Annotated in this window: 15 protein-coding genes; 11 read left to right on the top strand and 4 right to left on the bottom strand. The window is 70.3% G+C overall.

All coding sequences use genetic code 11. The annotated features are described in order from the left end of the window. Positions 1-47: 47 nt before the first annotated feature. A complete protein-coding gene (locus tag ACFC09_RS32710) occupies positions 48-2,846 on the bottom strand; it encodes a penicillin acylase family protein (RefSeq protein WP_376534212.1) in 2,799 nt (932 codons plus the stop codon). A 313-nt stretch (positions 2,847-3,159) separates the two neighbouring features. On the opposite strand from ACFC09_RS32710, the gene ACFC09_RS32715 reads away from it, so the two are divergent. From ACFC09_RS32715 to mscL, 6 genes are all read left to right on the top strand, one after another. Then, the gene (locus tag ACFC09_RS32715; RefSeq protein ID WP_376534214.1) at positions 3,160-4,620 is read left to right on the top strand and encodes a potassium/proton antiporter; all 1,461 of its coding nucleotides are present in this window, start codon (positions 3,160-3,162) and stop codon (positions 4,618-4,620) included. 568 nt (positions 4,621-5,188) lie between these two features. Beyond that, complete coding sequence (locus tag ACFC09_RS32720; protein WP_376534216.1) at positions 5,189-6,481, top strand: MFS transporter; 1,293 nt, start codon at positions 5,189-5,191, stop codon at positions 6,479-6,481. 67 nt (positions 6,482-6,548) lie between these two features. Further along, a complete protein-coding gene (locus ACFC09_RS32725) occupies positions 6,549-6,914 on the top strand; it encodes an FmdB family zinc ribbon protein (RefSeq protein ID WP_376534217.1) in 366 nt (121 codons plus the stop codon). Between the two features lie 103 nt (positions 6,915-7,017). Further along, entirely contained in the window at positions 7,018-7,851 is an 834-nt protein-coding gene (locus ACFC09_RS32730) for an S-methyl-5'-thioadenosine phosphorylase (protein WP_376534219.1), read from the top strand. 584 nt (positions 7,852-8,435) lie between these two features. Beyond that, a complete protein-coding gene (locus ACFC09_RS32735; RefSeq protein WP_376534221.1) occupies positions 8,436-8,996 on the top strand; it encodes a hypothetical protein in 561 nt (186 codons plus the stop codon). Between the two features lie 138 nt (positions 8,997-9,134). Then, complete coding sequence (gene mscL / locus ACFC09_RS32740; protein ID WP_376534223.1) at positions 9,135-9,605, top strand: large conductance mechanosensitive channel protein MscL; 471 nt, start codon at positions 9,135-9,137, stop codon at positions 9,603-9,605. A gap of 19 nt (positions 9,606-9,624) precedes the next feature. Here mscL and ACFC09_RS32745 read toward each other — a convergent pair whose 3' ends face one another. Further along, entirely contained in the window at positions 9,625-9,795 is a 171-nt protein-coding gene (locus ACFC09_RS32745) for a hypothetical protein (RefSeq protein ID WP_376534225.1), read from the bottom strand. Positions 9,796-9,958: 163 nt separating this feature from the next. Between ACFC09_RS32745 and ACFC09_RS32750 the strand changes: the two genes are divergently transcribed. The 4 genes from ACFC09_RS32750 (at position 9,959) to ACFC09_RS32765 (ending at position 14,725) form a co-directional block, all read left to right on the top strand. After that, positions 9,959-11,197 carry a low temperature requirement protein A gene (locus ACFC09_RS32750; RefSeq protein WP_376534227.1) on the top strand — a complete coding sequence of 413 codons (1,239 nt, stop codon included), beginning with the start codon at positions 9,959-9,961 and terminating at the stop codon, positions 11,195-11,197. Between the two features lie 50 nt (positions 11,198-11,247). Beyond that, a complete protein-coding gene (locus tag ACFC09_RS32755) occupies positions 11,248-12,276 on the top strand; it encodes a P1 family peptidase (RefSeq protein ID WP_376534229.1) in 1,029 nt (342 codons plus the stop codon). Positions 12,277-12,583: 307 nt separating this feature from the next. Further along, positions 12,584-13,801 (top strand): Ig-like domain-containing protein, encoded by a 1,218-nt coding sequence (locus tag ACFC09_RS32760; RefSeq protein ID WP_376534230.1) that lies wholly within the window; start codon positions 12,584-12,586, stop codon positions 13,799-13,801. Positions 13,802-13,978: 177 nt separating this feature from the next. Next, positions 13,979-14,725 (top strand): DUF6227 family protein, encoded by a 747-nt coding sequence (locus ACFC09_RS32765; protein WP_376534232.1) that lies wholly within the window; start codon positions 13,979-13,981, stop codon positions 14,723-14,725. A 315-nt stretch (positions 14,726-15,040) separates the two neighbouring features. Here the strand turns inward: ACFC09_RS32765 and ACFC09_RS32770 are convergent, their stop codons facing one another. Next, on the bottom strand, positions 15,041-15,292 hold the full coding sequence (locus ACFC09_RS32770; protein WP_376534234.1) for a hypothetical protein: 252 nt from the start codon (positions 15,290-15,292) through the stop codon (positions 15,041-15,043). 904 nt (positions 15,293-16,196) lie between these two features. Beyond that, on the bottom strand, positions 16,197-17,225 hold the full coding sequence (locus ACFC09_RS32775) for an RNA polymerase sigma factor RpoD/SigA (protein WP_376534236.1): 1,029 nt from the start codon (positions 17,223-17,225) through the stop codon (positions 16,197-16,199). 226 nt (positions 17,226-17,451) lie between these two features. Here ACFC09_RS32775 and ACFC09_RS32780 point away from each other — a divergent pair, with 226 nt between their 5' ends. Then, positions 17,452-17,970 carry a GNAT family N-acetyltransferase gene (locus tag ACFC09_RS32780; protein WP_376534238.1) on the top strand — a complete coding sequence of 173 codons (519 nt, stop codon included), beginning with the start codon at positions 17,452-17,454 and terminating at the stop codon, positions 17,968-17,970. Positions 17,971-18,011 lie beyond the last annotated feature (41 nt).

Here is an 18,011-nt window from a genome sequence, read left to right on the forward strand (position 1 = left end):
GCTCACGCGCGCGTGAGCGGGGCCCTTCCCCATCAGCCGTCAGCCGATCACGGATTGAGCACCAGGGTGTCGCTCGTGCTCTTGTCGACCGCCTTGCCGGAGTACGACCAGGGCAGCAGCTCGCCCTTGGCCCATGTGCCGGTCTGGTCGGTGTAATGGGCGCTGTAGGCGTGGCCGGAGGCTCCCGTGAGGTTGATCCACTTGGATTTGTCGAGGTCGTCCAGGTTGACCACCATCCGCATGGACGGCACCCACACGACGCCGTAACCGCCGGCCGCGTTCCAGCCGGTCGCGTCGACCGTCCCCTCGCCGCCGCTCAGCTCCCACGGGCCGCGGTTGAGGGCGTACTGAAGGATGCCGGGGCCGTCCGTGCCCAGGGTCTGGTTCTTCAGGAACAGCCGGTGCAGCCGGCCCCAGCTCCAGGTGTCGATGTCCTTGCCGAGCTTGGCGGTCAGCTCCCAGCGGGCGTCGATCATGGCGCGCCTGAACAGCTCGTCGCGGTTGTCGGCCGCCGGGCGGCTGCCCGTCTTGGAGGCCGGTGTCTTCCACCAGTCGCTGTCCGGCTTGTCCATGAGGGTGCGGACCACCTCGAACCAGCGGTCGCCGCCGTCCGGCTGCGCCTGGTCGGCGGCGCGCTGGCCGCACTCGCGCACCTTGGTGTCGTCGTCCACCGGACCGGTGCTGTCGACCTTGTCGACCCACAGGCACTGGCCCTTGACCCGCAGTTCCTTGGGCAGCTTGTCGCCGAAGGCGAGCTTGAGGACGTTGCGCCAGACCGCATTGAAGTACGCCGCCGCCGCGGAGTCGGCGTCCTGGGTGTAGTCCCAGCCCTCCAGCAACTGCTGCGCCTGGCGGACGTCCTTGTCGTCCACGTGGATCTTCAGCAGCGTGGGCACGAGCAGCTTGGCGATCTCGCTGCTGTTGTCGAGCTGCATCTGGCGCATGTCGTCGGTCGAGATCTTGCCACCGTTCTTGATCTTGGACTCGATCAGATCGGTGATCCGCTGACTGCGGGCGCCGTATCCCCAGTCGGTGGTGAGCGTGTACGGGTACTTGTCCGGGTCGACGACGGCCTGGTTGGCGGTGACGATGTAGCCGCGCGAGGGGTTGTACTCGTAGGGCAGTTCGTCCTGCTTGATGTAGCCGGTCCAGGCGTACTTCGAGTCCCAGCCCGGTGCCGGGACGGACCCGTCGTCGCCCTTCGCGCGCGTGGGGATCTTTCCGGGCAGCGTGTAGCCGATGTTGTCCCGGGTGTCGGCGTAGACCAGGTTCTGCGAGGGCACGTCGAACAGGGCGGCGGCGTCCCGGAACTCGCCCCAGTCCGCCGCCTTGTCGAGGGCGAAGACGGCGTCCATGGTGGTGCCCGGCTCCAGGGCCGTCCACTTCAGGGCGATGCCGTAGCCGTCGCCGCGGTCCGGCGCAGCGGTGTCGACGGCGGCCGACTTGCCCACCTTGACGAGTTCGTCGTCGCGGTCGGACAGCAGCGGCATGCCGTCGGCGGTCTGGCGCACGACGATCGTCTTGGACTTGCCGCCGGCGACCTTGATGGTCTCCTCGCGGCTGGTGAAGGGCCTGACCTTGTCGTCGTACAGATAGCCGTCGCCGGTCAGCTTCTCCAGGTAGAGGTCGGTGACGTCGACACCGGAGTTGGTCATGCCCCAGGCGATGTCGCCGTTGTGGCCGATGACCACGCCGGGCATGCCGGCGAAGGTGTAACCGGTGACGTCGTACTGGCACTTGGCGGAGACGGTGCGGCAGTGCAGGCCCATCTGGTACCAGACCGACGGCAGCGACGCCTCCAGGTGCGGATCGTTGGCGAGCAGCGGCTTGCCGGTGATCGTGTACTTCCCGGCGACGACCCAGGCGTTGGAGCCGATGCCCTGCCCGTTCACGCCGACGGCCGTGGGGAGGTTGTCCAGGACGCCGTAGAGGCCCGAGAGCTGGCTCGTGAGGCCCGCTCCGGAGCCGGAGGTGCCCGAGGAGCCGGACGTGCCCGTCGTGCCCTGTGTGCCGCCCGTGCCGCCGCTCTGCTCGAACGCCTTGGTCAGATCGTCGTACTGGCCTTCCTGGACGATCGTCTTGTTGCGGCTGTAGGGGTACTCCGGGTAGAGGTCCTTGATCTGCTGCGGGCCGAGGCGGGTGGTCATCAGGGCGCGGTCGATCTCGTCCTGCATGTTGCCGCGCAGGTCCCAGGCCATCGCCTTGAGCCACGCGATCGAGTCGACCGGGGTCCACTGTCCGGGCTTGTAGTCGTTGGTGAACCCGAGCGCCGCGTACTCCAGGGAGATGTCCTTGCCGTCCTTGCCCTGGAGGTAGGCGTTGACACCCTTGGAGTACGCCTGGAGGTACTTCTTCGTCGAGTCCGACAGCTTGGTGTCGTACTCCTGCTGCGCGATCCGGTCCCAGCCCAGGGTCCGCAGGAACTCGTCGTTCTTGACCTGGCTCTTGCCGAACATCTCGGACAGCCGCCCGGAGGTCATGTGGCGGCGCACATCCATCTCGTAGAACCGGTCCTGCGCCTGGACGTAGCCCTGCGCCATGAACAGGTCCTCGTCGGAGGAGGCGTAGATCTGCGGCACGCCGTAGCCGTCCCGCTTCACCTCGACCGGCCCGGACAGTCCGTCGAGCTTGATCGAGCCCGTGGTCTGCGGGAAGGACGCGCGCACGGTGCTGACCGACCAGTACGAGCCGTAGGCGACGCCGCCGACTATGGCAAGGACGACGACGAACACGAGCAATCGGAGTCTGCGCCCCTTTTTCCTGCCTGACCTGCCCGGCCGGGCACCCGCCTTCCTGCCTGATTTGCCGGGCTGGGCACCCACGGTGGCGGTGGTGTTCGGGGGCATCGCTGTCCTTGCTGTCCTAACGCGAGCGGCAGGTCGGGCTGTGACTTTGAATGAGCGCTGGAGCAACCATAGGCGCAGGAACCTGTGGCCCTTGACCCGGACCGGGGAACCAGCACGGACGCGCGTTCGATCTTGCCTCCCCCCGCGTCAAGAAAGCGTCAAGAGTTAGGTAAGGTAATGAAGTAGTTGGGTGCGGCGTGCCGCAGCCTCGACTGTGTGTACGTGAGCGTCGCGCCCCCCGCGCGCGAACCGGTGAAGGGATGCGCTGCTGACTGTCGACCACCTCAACCAGCTCCTGCTCGTCTGCTCCCTCGTGCTGCTCGTCGCCGTGGCGGCGGTGCGGATCTCCTCGCGCAGCGGGCTGCCGAGCCTGCTCGTCTACCTGGGGATCGGCGTCCTCATGGGCCAGGACGGCATCGCGAAGATCCAGTTCAGCGACACCGAACTGACCCAGATCATCGGGTACGCGGCCCTGGTCGTGATCCTGGCCGAGGGCGGCCTGGGCACGAAGTGGAAAGAGATCAAACCCTCGCTGCCCGCGGCCTCCACGCTGGCGCTGTTCGGCGTCGCGGTGAGCGTCGGGGTGACGGCGTCGGCCGCGCACTACCTGGTCGGGCTGGACTGGCGGCAGGCGCTCATCATCGGTGCGGTGGTGTCCTCCACGGACGCGGCGGCGGTCTTCTCGGTGCTGCGCAGACTCCCGCTGCCCGCGCGCGTGACGGGCACGCTGGAAGCGGAATCGGGCTTCAACGACGCCCCGGTGGTCATCCTGGTCGTCGCCTTCTCCACCGCGGGACCGGTCGCGCACTGGTACGTGCTGCTGGGCGAAATACTCCTGGAGCTCGCCATCGGCGCGGCCATCGGGCTCGCGGTCGGCTGGCTCGGCGCCTGGGGCCTCAGACACGTGGCGCTGCCCGCCTCCGGCCTCTACCCGATCGCCGTGCTGGCCATCGCCGTCACCGCCTACGCGGCCGGCGCGCTCGCGCACGGCAGCGGCTTCCTCGCGGTCTACCTGGCCGCGATGCTGCTCGGCAACGCCAAGCTGCCGCACTGGCCCGCCACGCGCGGCTTCGCCGAAGGAGTCGGCTGGATCGCCCAGATCGGCATGTTCGTCCTGCTCGGCCTGCTGGTCTCGCCGCACACCCTGGGCAGCGACTTCTGGCCGGCCCTGGTCATCGGCCTGGCGCTGACCCTGGTCGCGCGCCCGCTGAGCGTGCTGCTCAGCCTGGTGCCGTTCCGGGTGCCGTGGCAGGAGCAGGCCCTGATGTCCTGGGCCGGGCTGCGCGGCGCCGTGCCCATCATCCTGGCGACGATCCCCATGGTGAACGGCGTCACCGGCAGCCGTCACATCTTCAACATCGTCTTCGTCCTGGTCGTCGTCTTCACCCTGGTCCAGGGGCCGACGCTGCCCTGGCTCGCACGTCTGCTGAAGCTCGGCGACGGGGCGGAGGCGGCCGACCTCGGGATCGAATCGGCCCCCCTGGAGCGGCTGCGCGGCCATCTGCTGTCCTTCGCGATCCCGGAGGGCTCACGGATGCACGGCGTCGAGGTGGGCGAGCTGCGCCTGCCCGCCGGCGCCGGGGTCACCCTGGTCGTACGGGACGGAAAATCGTTCGTCCCGACGCCGACGACCGTGCTGCGGCGCGGGGACGAACTCCTCGTGGTCACCACCGATCCCGTCCGGGACGCCGCCGAACAGCGGCTGCGGGCGGTCGCCCAGGGCGGCAAGCTGGCCGGCTGGCTGGGCACGGGCGGCGCGGGGACGGGGCGCTGAGCGGCCCCCGGCTCCGGGCCGGGGACGGGCACGCGGGCCTGCGGACCTGCGAGCGCCGACCGGGCACGCGCGTGTGGGGCGGCTCCGGACGGCCACGCGCGCGTGGGGGCAACTCAGGACGGCCACGCGCGCGTGGGGCCGCATTTTCACGTGACGCCTTTCATGTCATCTCGCGTGCCGCCTTTCATGTCATCTCGTGTGACGCGTTTCTTGTCGTTCATCTCGCGTACCGCGTTTCTTGTCGTCTCGCGTGGCGCGTTTCATACGGTCGGCGTCTCCCGTCGATCCCAGGCGAACGCACCCGTTGGTGCGCGGATTCACAGCCGTACGACGTTCTGGACCCTGTACGATGAAGGAACCCCTGATCGAACCAACTCTGTCTGACGCAGAGCTGGCGCGACCGTATGGCGGCCGGACGCCCTGAGCGGTGACGCCGGTATCTACCGCAGTTCCGCGCAAGAGGACAGCTCTCGGCGCCCCCGTGAGGCGTGTGGACCGAAGGAGCGTGCTCCTGAGGCGTACGGGCCCGGCAAGGGATCGCGCTACCAGGCGGCAGAAAGGCACGGCCGTGGCGTCCACGGTCACCACCGAGCCGTCGGAGAACCCGGCGGCACCGGCCCGCCCCGGATACGGGCAACTGCTGCGCACTCGCGGCGTATGGGCGTTCCTGCTCCCCGGCTTCGCGGCACGCCAGCCGTTCGCGATGCTCACCATCTCCATCGTGCTGCTCGTGCAGCACACCACCGGCTCCTACGGTGCCGCGGGCGCCGCGGCGGCCGTCACCGGCGTCTCCATGGCACTGTTCGCCCCTTACAGCGGACGCCTCGCCGACCGCTACGGCCAGCACGCGGTGCTGATCCCCGGCGTCCTCGTGCACACGCTGTCGGGCCTGTCGCTGACGGCCCTCGCACTGTCGCACGCACCCCTGTGGGCACTGCTGGCAGCGGCCGTGCCGACCGGCGCCTCGGTGCCGCAGATCGGCCCCATGGTGCGCACCCGCTGGAGCGCGCGGCTCCAGGGCTCCCCGCTGACGGCCACCGCGGCGGCCTTCGAGTCCGTCACGGACGAGCTGACCTTCGTCGTCGGCCCGCTGCTGGCGACGGCCCTGTGCACCGCGGTGGCCCCGGCCGCCGGACTCGTCACGGAGGCCGCGCTGACGCTGCTCGGCGGCCTGCTGTTCGCCGCGCGCCGGAGCACCCAGCCGCCCGTGGCCGAGCGCGGCCACGCGCGCGTGCGGCAGGCGTCCGCGCTGCGCGTCCCCGGTGTACGGGTCCTGGCCGTGGCGTTCCTGGGCATCGGTTCCGTGTTCGGCGGCATGCAGGTCTCGCTGGCCGCGTTCAGCGAGTCGATCGGCCGGCCCGGCCTGAACGGCGTCCTGTACGGGACGTTCGCGGCGGGCAACATGCTCTCCGGCATCGTGTGCGGCGCGATCACCTGGAAGGTGGCACCACGACGCCGCCTGGTGATCGGCTACGCGGCGCTCGCGCTGACCGCGTCGTCCCTGTGGACCGCCCACTCCGTGCCGCTCCTCGCCGGGCTCGGCCTCCTGGTCGGCATCTGCATCGCGCCCGCCCTGATCACCGGCTACACCCTGGTCGGCGACCTGGTCGCGGCCGGCGCGCGCACCGAGGCGTTCACCTGGCTGACCGGGGCGGTCGCCCTGGGCCAGGCGGCCGCGGTCACCGTCGCCGGTCAGCTGGAGGACCGCGCGTGGGATTGCGCCGGATTCCTGGTGCCGATGGCGGGTACCCTGCTCGCCCTGGCAACCCTGCTGGCACTGCGTTCACGGCTGGCCGGCCCGCCCCGGGCCCGGACCGTCACACGTGGCGTCGGTCACCGAGCGCCGGTCGCGGTGGACTGATCCCCGGGAATACGACACTATGGACCGTCGTTAGCACTCATCGAGTGAGAGTGCCAGGAGGAAGACAGTGCCCACCTACCAGTACCAGTGCACCGAGTGCGGCGAGGGCCTTGAGGCGGTGCAGAAGTTCACCGACGAGTCCCTCACCGAGTGCCCCGCTTGCGGTGGCCGCCTGAAGAAGGTGTTCTCCGCAGTCGGCATTGTCTTCAAGGGCTCCGGTTTCTACCGGAACGACAGCCGCGGCTCCTCTTCGGGCAGCAGCCCGGCCTCGAAGGCCGCCGGGTCCGGCGCGTCGTCGGGTTCCTCTTCCTCCGACACGAAGTCTTCGTCGGCGTCGTCCTCGACGTCCTCTTCTTCGTCGTCCTCGACGTCCTCGACGTCTTCGACCTCGTCTTCCTCGTCGTCGAGCTCCAGCGGCAGCTCAGCCGCCTGAGACTCCTCCTCCTGAGACCCTGCCGTCACCCGACGGTGGGGTCTTCGGCGTCCTCTCCGGCCTCCGCTTTCCCGACGTTTTCCGCGCGGCTAGTGTGCTCGTCATGGCGAACGCAGAGATCGGCGTAATAGGCGGCTCGGGCTTCTACTCGTTCCTCGACGACGTGACCGAGCTCCAGGTGGACACCCCTTACGGCGCTCCCAGCGACTCCCTCTTCCTGGGCGAGGTCGCGGGGCGGCGGGTCGCCTTCCTGCCCCGGCACGGCCGTGGCCACCATCTGCCGCCCCACCGCATCAACTACCGGGCCAATCTCTGGGCCCTGCGGTCGGTGGGCGTCCGCCAGGTCCTCGGCCCCTGCGCGGTGGGCGGCCTGCGGCCCGAGTACGGGCCCGGCACGCTGCTCGTCCCGGACCAGATGGTGGACCGCACGAAGTCGCGGGCACAGACGTATTTCGACGGGCTGCCGCTGCCCGACGGGACCGTGCCGAACGTGGTGCACGTGTCCCTGGCCGACCCCTACTGCCCCGTCGGCCGGAGCGCCGCGCTGAAGGCGGCACGCGGCCAGGACTGGGAACCGGTGGACGGCGGCACGCTGGTCGTGGTGGAGGGACCGCGGTTCTCCACCCGCGCCGAGTCGCTGTGGCACCAGGCGCGGGGCTGGTCGGTGGTGGGCATGACCGGCCACCCGGAGGCGGCGCTCGCCCGTGAACTGGAGCTGTGCTATACGTCGTTGACGCTGGTCACCGATCTCGACGCGGGCGCGGAGACCGGCGACGGGGTCTCCCACGACGAGGTGCTGCAGGTGTTCGCCGCCAATGTGGACCGGTTGCGGGGTGTGCTGTTCGACGTGGTGGCGGCGCTGCCGGACAGCGCGGCACGGGACTGCCTGTGCGCCGGCGCGCTCGGCGGGATGGACCCCGGGTTCGAGCTGCCGTAGGGCGTTGGGGCCGTAGGGCGTTGGGGCCGTAGCGCCACGGTATCGGTACTGCCGTGCCTTGGCGCTGTGGTGCGTGGTGTTGTGGTGATGTGCTGCCTTGGCGCCGTGGCGCTGTGGAGCCTGTGGCGGAATTCCCCGTTCGGGCGGGCGAGTTGTCCACAGTCCGGCCGTGGTCCACCGGCTTCGGCGAGTGTCGGCGTGAGGCGTCATCGTGGGATCGCAACCCGATTCCGCACGCAGGTGGTGACCTCATGTCCGTCCCTCCCTCATCCGCTCCCCCCTCATCCGTTCCTCCCGAGCCCGCTCCTCACCGGTCCGTCCCGCCCCGGCCTTCCTCCGGACCGTCCTTCTGCTCCGCCCAGCCGCCCGATCCCTGGCCGGACGCCCCGCGGCCGGCCTTCCGGACCCCACACCACTCCGCCCCTCCCCCACACCACTCCGCCCCTCCCCCACACCACTCCGCCGCTCCCCCGCAGCGGGCCTCCCCCCGTCGGCAGCAGCCCTCTCTGGCCACACCTTGGCCCCCTTCCTTCTCCTCCCCACCTCCAGCCGCCCCCTCACCACATCCCTCCTTTCCGCCGCCCGTGCTCCCGCCTCCCCGTCCCGCTCCCGAGCCGCGCCCGCTCGGCACCGACGCCCCCGCCACGTGCGAGATCCCACAGTTCGCGCCGGTGCGGGTGCGCGGCGGACGGTACGGGTTGCAACGGCTCGTACGGCATCGCGGGCGTGCCCTGACGGCCGGGCTCGCCGTCACCGCCGCCGCGCTCCTGGCGACCGGACCGCGGGCCGCGACGGATCCCCACCGCCCCGAGCGGGCCCGCGGCCATCCCGCGATCGAGCCCGCACGGCGGCCGGGCGCGGGCACGGCGGTCGAGGCGGTGACCGCAGCGGTCCGGATCGCCGACGCCGCCACCGTCCGGCTGCTGCGCCCCGGGGACCGGGTCGACGTCATCGCCGCGCAGGATCCCGCGACGGGCGGTTCCGCCGAGGTGGTCGCACGCGGGGCGCGGGTGACGCGGCTGCCGGAGCCGCTCGACGGTGCCGTGGAGGGCGGGGCGCTCGTCGTGCTGTCGGTGCCGCGCGCCACGGCGACGCGGCTCGTGGGGGCGAGCGCGACGGCGCGACTGGCGGTGACGCTGTGCTGAACCGGCCGGGACCTTATCTTGACGACACGCTGTCAAGTCCCTCGTTAGAGGGAAGGAATTGGACAGGATGGCTGCATGGTGCCGTAGGTTGCGGAGCGTTTCGTTCCACACCCTGTGCGCACGAGGAGAGTCCCCGAGGTGAGCGAGAAGCAGGAACCGAGCATCTGGCAAGGCTTCAAAGCCTTCCTGATGCGCGGCAATGTCGTCGACCTGGCGGTCGCGGTGGTCATCGGCGCCGCCTTCACGAACATCGTCAACGCGGTGGTGAAGGGCATCATCAACCCGCTGGTCGGAGCGGTCGGCACCCAGAACCTCGACCACTACAGTTCGTGCCTCAGCTCGTCGTGCGAGGGCGACCAGGGCATCCAGCTGATGTGGGGCTCGGTCCTCGGCGCCACACTGAGCTTCGTGATCACCGCGGCGGTGGTCTACTTCCTGATGGTGCTGCCCATGGCGAAGTACCTGGCCCGGCTGGAGGCTCGCAGGAAGGACCAGGAGAAGGGGACGGAGGCCACCCCGGAGGTCATCGAGGTGACCGAGCTGGAGGTGCTCAAGGAGATCCGCAACGCGCTGGTGGCGCAGCGCGGTTCGGGCCACGACGAGCGGTAGCGGCCGCCCGGGGTCCGCTTCAGAGGTGGTGGGGCGGCTTCTCGTCGAGGAAGCGCTTCAGGCCGGCGGCGGAGTCGCCGTCGTCGGCCTCGCCCCAACCGCGGTCCGTGTCGTCCGAGGACTGCTGGTCGAGCGGATCGTCGAAGACGAGCGCGGCCCTGGGGTCGCGCGGCTCGGGGGCGGTGGTCATGCCCCTAGGGTACGGCCCCGGGACCGCCGCCCGGCGCCGAGTGCGCCACCGGGAGGGGTTCGGACGCCGTCCGACCTGGCCGTTCCTTCGGACCGAGACCCACTCCAGAATTCGTGAACTCATTCACAAGCCTTTCGCCGGGATTTCTGCTGTGCTGAGAGGCATGACGCCGAGTCCCGCTCCGACACCCGCCTCCGCGGGCACGCCGCATCCACCCCGCCCCCTGCGCAGACTCACCGCACGCGAACGCGGCGAGCCGCACCGGGTCGCCACACCGCTCGAACTCTTCTTCGATCTGTGTTTCGTCGTGGCCGTGGCACAGGCGGGCGCCGAGTTGGTGCACGCCGTGGCCGAGGGACACGCGGGCAACGGCATCCTGAACTACGCGATGCTGTTCTTCGCCATCTGGTGGGCCTGGATGAACTTCTCCTGGTTCGCGTCGGCGTACGACAACGACGACGTGCTGTACCGACTGATCACCCTCGTCCAGATCGCCGGTGTCCTGGTCCTGGCCGCGGGGATCTCCCAGGCGTTCGAGAAGCACGACTACATGGCGGTCTGGCTCGGCTACGTGATCATGCGGGTGGCGATGGCCACCCAGTGGCTGCGGGCCGCGAGAACCGCCGAGGGCCCGGAACGGACCACGGCGGTGCGGTACGCGGCCGGAGTCCTGCTGGTCCAGATCGGCTGGGCCGGGCTGGTGGTCCTGCCTCCGCACGCGCGCCCCTGGGTGTTCCTGGTGATGGCGATCGCGGAGATCTGCGTGCCGGTGTTCGCGGAGCGGCACCACACCACCGCCTGGCATCCGCACCACATCGCTGAGCGGTACGGGCTGTTCACGATCATCGTGCTCGGCGAGACGATCGCCGCGGCCACGGTCGCCGTGAAGTCCGCGGTGTCCGAGCACGACGCGCTCGACACGCTGCTGCCGATCGCGGCCGGCGGCCTGCTGATCGTCTTCTCGGCCTGGTGGATCTACTTCGCGGTGCCCATCCACGGACATCTGCGTTCCAACAGACAGTCGTTCCTGTGGGGGTACGGCCACTACCTGGTCTTCGCCTCGGCGGCCGCGATCGGCGCCGGACTCGAAGTGGTGGTCGAGCAGTCCGTGGGCACCTCGCACATCTCGGTCCTGGCCGCCTCGGCGGCCGTCACCCTGCCCACGGCGCTCTACCTGCTGACGGTGTGGATCCTGCACTCACGCCACTTCAAGGTCGGCACCGCCCAGCAGGTGGTGCTGCCGCTCGCGGCGCTGCTGGTGATCTGCTGCACCTTCCTGGGCCACTGGGCGGTACTGGCGACGGGCATCGTGACCGCGCTGGCGGTGGCGATCGGGATCGCACTGACGGCAGGGAGGGCGGCGCACGGGAAGGAGACGAGACCCGCCACACCTACCGCCTGACACTCTTCCGGCCGGCCTCGTCGCAGCCGCTCCGGGAGAGACTGGCCGTCATGACAGTTGACGCATTGACGGACGTCGCCGGGCTTCGGGTGGGGCACGCGACCCGCACCGGCGAAGGACTGCTCACCGGTACCACGGTCGTCCTCGCGCCTGAGGGCGGGGCCGTGGCCGCCGTGGACGTGCGCGGCGGCGGGCCCGGCACCAAGGAGACCGATGCCCTGGACCCGCGCAACCTGGTAAGCAAGGTCGAGGCGATCGTGCTCACCGGCGGCAGCGCGTACGGGCTGGACGCCGCCTCCGGGGTGATGGCCTGGCTGGAGGAGCGGGGACGCGGGGTGCGGGTCGGGGCGGATCCCGCGCACGTCGTGCCGGTGGTGCCGGCCGCCTGTGTCTTCGACCTAGGACGGGGCGGTGACTTCCGGGCCCGCCCGGACGCGGCCACCGGGCGGGCGGCGGTCGAGGCCGCCGCGGCGAACACCCCCGGCTCGCCGGTGCCCGAGGGATGCGTGGGCGCCGGTACGGGCGCGGTGGTGGGACAGCTCAAGGGTGGGATCGGCACCGCGAGCACGGTCCTCGGCTCCGGCATCACGGTGGCCGCGCTGGTGGTCGCCAACGCCGCGGGATCGGCGCTGGATCCGCGGACGGGTGTGTTGTACGGGGAGTTGTTCCAGGGGCCGGTGACCTATCCGGAGGCGCGCGTCCACGAGGCGGCGGGCCGGCGCCTGGCCGACGCGGCCGCGCGGAACCAGACTCCGCCGCTCAACACCACGCTGGCCGTGGTCGCCACCGACGCGGACCTCTCGAAGGCCCAGGCGCAGAAGGTGGCCGGCACCGCCCACGACGGCATCGCGCGCGCCGTACGGCCGGTGCACCTGCTCAACGACGGCGACACGGTGTTCGCGCTGGCCACGGGTGAACGCCCGCTCGACACCGGGAACCCGCTCGCGCTCAACGAGATCCTGGCGGCCGGCGCGGACGCCGTGACACGGGCGATCGTACGAGCCGTACGGGCTGCAGAGCCGGTGGCCGGACCCGGCGGAGCGTGGCCGTCGTACGAGGAGTTGTACGGCGCTTCGTAGCGGCGGGGGGCGACCGTGGGGGCGGAGTGGGGCGGGGAGGGAGGAGGAGGGGGAGGGGGAGGGGGGAGGAGGGGGTGGGGCCCAGCCTTGTCTCACCCCGCACTGGTCCCACCCCCGCACTGGTCCCACCCCCGACTGATCCCACCCCCCGCTGATCCCACCCCCCGGCCGGTCGCGGCTCGGATTGTCGCGGTTCTGTCACGTGCATGTATTCATGAGCCGACGACGCGAACTTCACCGGGCGCGGGTGCCTCTCACCTCACGTACAGAAGCGGATCACCCACACCACACAAACCTGGAGCAGCCCGTGACTACGCCGAACATCGCAGCGCGGCGCGTACTGGGGGCCAGTGCCGCCCTGTTGGTCGGCGCCCTGACCCTGACCGCGTGTGGCGGCAACGCCGGCACCACGATCAACGACGGCAAGGGCGGCGACTCCCCCACGACGTCCGTGGCGAAGATCGCGATCTCGGCGAAGGACGGTTCGACGGGCGCGTCCATCAACAGCACCGGTGTGAAGGTGAGCGACGGCAAGCTGACCGACGTCAAGATGACCGTCGCGGGGTCGGGGCAGGCCGTGCCGGGCACGGTGTCGGCGGACGGCGCCAGCTGGAAGCCGAAGGAGCAGCTGGAGCGCGGGACCAAGTACGAGATAGCGGCGACCGCGAAGGACACCGACGGGCGTACGGCCGCGGCGAATTCCGCCTTCACCACCGTCAGCACGGCGAACAGTTTCATCGGGACGTACACGCCGGACGGCGGCACCACGGTCGGCGTCGGCATGCCGGTGTCGTTCACCTTCGACAAGGCCATCAGCGACAAGAAGGCCGTGCAGTCGCACATCACGGTCAACTCCGACAGCGGGCAGCAGGTGGTGGGGCACTGGTTCGGCACGCAGCGGCTCGACTTCCGGCCGCAGGAGTACTGGAAGGCCGGCTCGCGGGTCACCGTGAACATCGACCTGGACGGCGTCGAGGGTGCGAACGGCGTCTACGGGGTGCAGAAGAAGTCCGTGACGTTCACCGTCGGGCGCTCGCAGGTGTCCACGGTCGACGTCAACACGCAGACCATGACGGTGGTGCGGGACGGCACGACCCTCAAGTCGGTGCCGATCTCGGCGGGCAGCCCGGAGCACACGACGTACAACGGGCAGATGGTGATCTCCGAGAAGTTCGTCCAGACGCGGATGAACGGCTCGACGGTCGGCTTCGGCGGTGAGTACGACATCCCGGACGTGCCGCACGCGATGCGACTGACCACGTCGGGGACGTTCGTCCACGGCAACTACTGGTACAGCAAGTCCAATCCGCCCTTCGGTCAGGAGGGCACGAGTCACGGCTGCGTGGGGCTCGCCGACGTGCAGGGCGCGCAGGGGGACACGACCGCCAAGTGGTTCTACGACAACTCTCTCATCGGCGACGTGGTGATCGTCAAGAACTCGCCGGACACCACCGTGGCTCCGGACAACGGCCTCAACGGCTGGAACCTGCCGTGGAACGAGTGGGTCGCCGGTAGCGCGGTCTGAGTGGCGAACTGCCGCCTGACCGGCGGCCTTTGACGGGACATCGGGCCGTACGGGAACTTCTCCGTACGGCCCGCGCGTTTTCCCGGCGTACGTTTTCTCGGTTCCCGGACATGATGTCCGATCGAGGGGCTACGGTATGCACCCACAAGGTGACATGCAGCAACGCCGGGAGAAACCTTGAGCGTTCCGTACGAGACAGCAGCGTACGACCCAGCCGAGTCGCCCGAGTCTCCGGAGGAGCACCTCGCGCGACTCCTCGGCCGCGCCCTGAACTCCTTCGAGCTGCCCGACGAGGCAATACTGCAACTGGACTGCGCGCTGGCGCACGACAGTTCCCTGCACTCCGCCCACCACAGCGCCGGCCTGCACCGCGAGACGTACCGGCACACCTGGCTGCTCACCGACGGCCGCGCGATCACGCTCTGGGAGCTGGTGCACAACACCTCCCCCGGCAGCGAACCGGCGCACGAGGTCTACGCAGACGAGGAGGCACTGCGCGCCGCCACCGCCCGGCTGCCGCTGCCGCCCGAGAGCCCGGACTTCGAGCTGCCGGTGCAGGTACAGCTGCCACCTGCCCCCGCGCCACGCCACGCCTATGCCCCGGACGACTCCGCGGACCACGCCCGCCGGCTGCTGCGGCGCGCGGAGAACGCGGACCGCCCCGACGCGGAGACGGCCGCGCTGCTCGCGACGGCGTTCGCGCACCAGATCACGCAGGCGTTCGGGCGGCCGGAGCGGACCGGCCGGCCGGTGGTCGGCATCTCGCTCTACGAGCACGCGTTCCTGTTGCGCGACGGCAGCGAACACTCCCTGTGGGAGGTCGAGCACACGGCGACGCCGGACGGCCGGCACATGTGCGAGGTGTACGGCACGGAGGACGCGGCACGGGCCGCCATGGAGCGCAGGGCGGCGCACCAGCCCTGAGGAGACGCCCGAGCCCCGCACCGCCCGCTCCTGACGCCCGTACCCGGCCGCGGCCGACGCACCCGCCCACCGACCGCCGCCAGCGACCACCGACGGCGACCGCCGACGGCCGACGTCCCCGCCCACCGACCGCCACCGGCAGCCACCGAGGGCTGACGTCCCCGCCCGCCGACCGCCGCCAGCAGCCACCGATTGCCGACGTACGCGCCGCTCACCGACGGCCGACGTCCCCGACCGCCGACCGCCGACCGTCATCAAAGGGCCACCGGCTGCTGACGTGCGCGCCCGGCTGCGGCTGATGTTGGTACTCGGCGGCTAACGCCGGCCGAGTTGCCGCACCAGACCGGCGAACGCGTCCTGTTCCGCCGGGGTCAGTTCGACGGACTCCACGTGGGGAGCCTCCTGACGTTGGCGCGGGAGGCCGGACAGCGTACGGCCCGCTCGACCGGCGGCACTCCCGGAGCGGCTCCCGCGCAGCAGAAGCAGCAGCACGACTGCCCAGGCGACCGCCACCAGGACCAGCAGGCTCGCACCCAGCGCGGCGAGGATGGAGAGGTAGTCAGGCATGCGCCCCAGTAGACACCACGGATCGGAACTTACACCTCGGACCGTGACCTATCTCGCAGGTGCCGTGAATCACCCACAGCATCCGAAACAGACACACTGCGCGGGAGGAGGCGGGCCGCCGTGCGGGCGATCTCCCGACGGGTCTCCGCCTTGCGCCACGTCGGTCAGGGAGGCTGCGGAAACGCGCCGCAGGATGGAAAATGCCTGGTCAGAGATGCGGGCGCTGGAAATTGGGGTGGTCACGTCAGCAGGTTGTGCCCATGTGGCAAAATCTGCCGTCCGGTGGGCCACCCCGGGGTTCAGGTACGGGGTGGCCCACCGTGCGGCCTACCGAGAACCCACGCGGCGAAAGAGCCGTACGCCCCTCCGAAGGCTGCGGGCCCGCCGAAGAGACCCGGGCCCACCGAAGGCCGCGGGCGCCGAAGAGACCGGGCCCGCCGATGAACGCGGGCCCACCGAGGGACGGGCCGACCGCGTAACGCGGGCCGGCCGAAGGACTCGGGCCGGCCAGGAGCGCAAAAAGCAGCCGGGCTCCGGCGCCCGGGGGGGATAGGCGCCGAAGCCCGGCTTTGGGAAGGTCCCGGCGCCGGGGGGGAGTGCGTCGGGACGTGGTCCTGGGGAACCTGTGCGGCCGCGGGGTCGCGGTCCTGGGCCCCCGAACTCCAACTCCTGGGCCCTGAGGGTTTGTTCCCGGGGGCCGGGGAGTTGAAGCGACGGTACACAGCCATGTTTGCGCGGTCTTCCGCCACCCGGCGTACGCGGGAGGCGGCATTCTCTTGCGCCACCCGGCATACGCGGGAGGCGGCACTCTCTTGCGCCACCCGGCGCACGCGGGAGGCGGCACTCGCACCACACCTGTCGCGCAGGAGCTTCGCACCGGTCAGGTGCGGTCGGCTCCCGTCGCTCACGCGGCGGCGTCGAAACCGGTCTGGCGCGCCAGCTTCTTCAGTTCGAGCAGCGCGTGCTTCTCGATCTGGCGGATGCGTTCGCGCGTCAGGCCGTGCTCCTTGCCGACCTCGGTGAGCGTGCGCTCCCGGCCGTCCTCGATGCCGTACCGCATCTTGATGATGGAGGCCGTGCGCTCGTCGAGGCGGCCGATCAGTTCGTCCAGGCCCTCGCTGCGCAGCAGCGTGAGCACGGACTGCTCCGGTGAGACGGCCGAGGTGTCCTCCAGCAGGTCGCCGAACTGGGTCTCGCCCTCGTCGTCCACCGACATGTTCAGCGAGACCGGGTCGCGGGCCCAGTCGAGCACGTCGGTGACGCGGTCCGGCGTGGAACCCAGCTCCACGGCGATCTCCGCGGGCTCGGGGTCGCGGCCGTTCTCCCGGTTGAACTCGCGCTGCACTCGTCGGATCCGGCCGAGTTCCTCGACGAGGTGGACGGGCAGGCGGATGGTGCGGGACTGGTCCGCGATCGAGCGGGTGATCGCCTGGCGGATCCACCAGGTTGCGTAGGTGGAGAACTTGAAGCCCTTGCGGTAGTCGAACTTCTCGACCGCGCGCACCAGGCCGGCGTTGCCCTCCTGGATCAGGTCGAGGAGGGGCAGGCCGCTGCGCGGATAGCGCCGGGCGACGGCCACGACCAGGCGGAGGTTGGAACGGATGAAGACGTCCTTGGCCCGCTCTCCGTCGGCCACCAGGGCCTCCAGCTCCTCACGGGTGGCGTCCGAGCGGGACTCCTCCTCGCCGTCGAGGACTTGCTGCGCGAACACACCCGCTTCTATGGTCTGGGACAGCTCGACTTCCTTGGCGGCGTCGAGCAGTGGCGTACGCGCGATCTCGTCGAGATACATGCCGACCAGATCGCGGTCCGCGATCTCGCCGCCACGGACGCGGACGCTGCTCGCCGAATCTGCCGTCTCTCCCCCAGAGCCGAATGCCTGGGAGGTACCCCCACGGGCGGACTGACGACGGGCGACGGCACGGGTTGCCATGCGTGCTCCCTTTCGAATCGGGGTCCCCCTGTCCGGCCGGAGCCGGGCCTCAGGGGAGGGCTGGCGGGTGTTCCTTGCGGACACTCAGCACTTCGAGAACTCCTGAGACTCTCGTCGAGTGCCCGGCATCCGAAGGAAACAACGACTGTAATCCGGACAGAATTCCCAACCCGCCCCCCAGTTTTTCTGATCATGCAGTACCCTGTGCGGCCACAGGGGAGGCCGGATGCCGTCGGAACGTACAGAAGTCCAGGTCAGGCCGGGGGTCGAGAGCGATCTCGACGCCCTTACCGATCTCTACAACCACTACGTGCGCGAGACGCCCATCACGTTCGACACCGAGATCTTCACTCCGGAGGAGCGCCGCCCTTGGCTGCTCTCCCACCCGGAAGACGGTCCGCACCGTCTGATGGTTGCCGTGGAGGCGGACTCTCAGGAGATTCTTGGCTACGTCACATCGAGTCCTCACCGTCCGAAGCCCGCGTACGGCACCACCGTGGAGACCACGGTGTACGTCGCACCGCACGCGGTCCGCCGCGGCGTCGGCACGCTGCTCTACACGGCCCTCTTCACGGCCTTGTCCGGCGAGGACCTGCACCGCGCCTATGCGGGCATCACCCAGCCGAACGCCGGGTCGACGCGGCTGCACGAGCGGTTCGGATTCCGCTACGTAGGCACGTACCGCGAGGTGGGGCGCAAATTCGGGCGGTACTGGGATGTGGCCTGGTACGAGAAGGAACTGTGAGCCACGACGCCCACGACGCCCACCACGAACACGACGCCCAC

Origin of the sequence: Streptomyces sp. NPDC056161, assembly GCF_042268025.1 — a bacterium.
Classification (GTDB): Bacteria; Actinomycetota; Actinomycetes; order Streptomycetales; family Streptomycetaceae; genus Streptomyces.